We start from the raw sequence: 1525 nt of genomic DNA on the forward strand, positions 1-1525 counted from the left end.
TGTCTGCCAGGCTGAGATGAGACAGCCTTCCCGGGCGAGTTAGGCTCGACGGGAGACAGGAAGAGGATCATCGTGACACTACCCAGCACGCCTGGTGAGCAGGGCGGACGGCCGAAGCGTCGGACGTTCACGGCGGAGTACAAGCTGCGGATCGTGGCGGAGTACGACGCGGCGAAGGCCTCGGGTGAGGGGGCGGCGATCCTGCGTCGGGAGGGCCTGTACCACTCTCACATCCTGGAGTGGCGGGCCGCGCGGGACGCCGGGGCGTTGACCGCCCTGGGCACCCGCAAGAGCCCGGTGGGTGAGAAGCGGCGCCGTAGCGCGGAGGCTGCCGAGCTTGAGCGGTTGCGGCGGCGTAACGAACGGCTGGAAGCGGACCTGGCGCGGACGAAGACCGCGTTGGAGATCATGGGAAAAGCACACGCGCTCTTGGAAACACTGTCCGAGAGCGCGGACGACACGCCGCCGCGGCCGGGCAGGAGGCGCTGAACACGGCGTTCGACAAGCTGCTGCCGCTGCTGGGCGTGGCCGGGGCATGCCGGTTGACCGGCCGATCCCGCGCCACGCACTACCGGCGTCAGCAGCCGCCCGTGGTGTCCCGACCCATCCGGCCGAAGGCACCACCGCCGTCGACGCTGACCCCGGCTGAACGCCAGCAGATTTTGGACCTGCTGCATCGGGACGAGTACGCGGAGATGTCCGTGGCGCAGGTGTGGGCCCGCGAACTCGACGCCGGCGTGTACTGGTGCTCACAGTCCACGATGTACCGGATCCTGCGCCAAGCCGGGCAGAGCCGGGAACGCCGACGGCAGGCCACCCACCCGCCACGCACCATCCCGCAGTTGGTTGCCACCGGCGCGTCGCAGGTGTGGTCATGGGACATCACCCGCCTGAAAACCGTACAACGGGGCGTGTTCTACCACCTGTACGTGATCATCGACGTGTATTCCCGGTACGTCGTCGGCTGGCACGTCGCCACCGGTGAGGACTCGATGCTCGCCCGCGAGGTGATCGATGACGCCATCGCCCGCAACCGGGTACGACCCGAGGTCCTACACGCCGACCGCGGCTCGTCGATGACCTCCAAACCCGTCGCCGAACTCCTCGCCGACCTCGACGTCACCCGCTCCTACTCCCGACCCCGGGTATCGAACGACAACCCGTACTCCGAAGCGCAGTTCAAAACGTTGAAGTACTGCCCCGCGTTCCCCGACCGGTTCGACTCACTCGAACACGCCCGCGAGTTCTGCACCGAGTTCTTCACCTACTACAACCACGAACACCGCCACTCAGGTATCGGTCTGCACACCCCCGCCTCGGTGCACTACGGCACCGCCAGCGATGTGCACCAGCAGCGGCAACACACCCTCGACGCCGCCTGGCGGACCCACCCCGACCGGTTCACCCGCCGCCCCCGACCCCCAGCCCTGCCCGACACCGTCTGGATCAACAAACCCGCAGCTCAACCCTCAGATCTACAGAACACCTGACCACGAAAACGTCTCACTTGACTTGACAGGTTCCG

2 protein-coding genes are annotated in these 1525 nt (G+C 67.1%); both read left to right on the forward strand.

Annotated features, from left to right (window positions below):
• The first annotated feature begins 72 nt into the window (after window positions 1-72).
• Entirely contained in the window at window positions 73-489 is a 417-nt protein-coding gene (locus Vqi01_RS30225) for a transposase (RefSeq protein ID WP_204038540.1), read from the forward strand.
• Complete coding sequence (locus tag Vqi01_RS30230; protein ID WP_204038541.1) at window positions 486-1490, forward strand: IS3 family transposase; 1005 nt, start codon at window positions 486-488, stop codon at window positions 1488-1490. Before Vqi01_RS30225 ends, Vqi01_RS30230 begins: the two co-directional genes overlap by 4 nt.
• Window positions 1491-1525: the final 35 nt, after the last annotated feature.

The organism is Micromonospora qiuiae (assembly GCF_016863555.1).
Lineage (GTDB): Bacteria > Actinomycetota > Actinomycetes > Mycobacteriales > Micromonosporaceae > Micromonospora > Micromonospora qiuiae.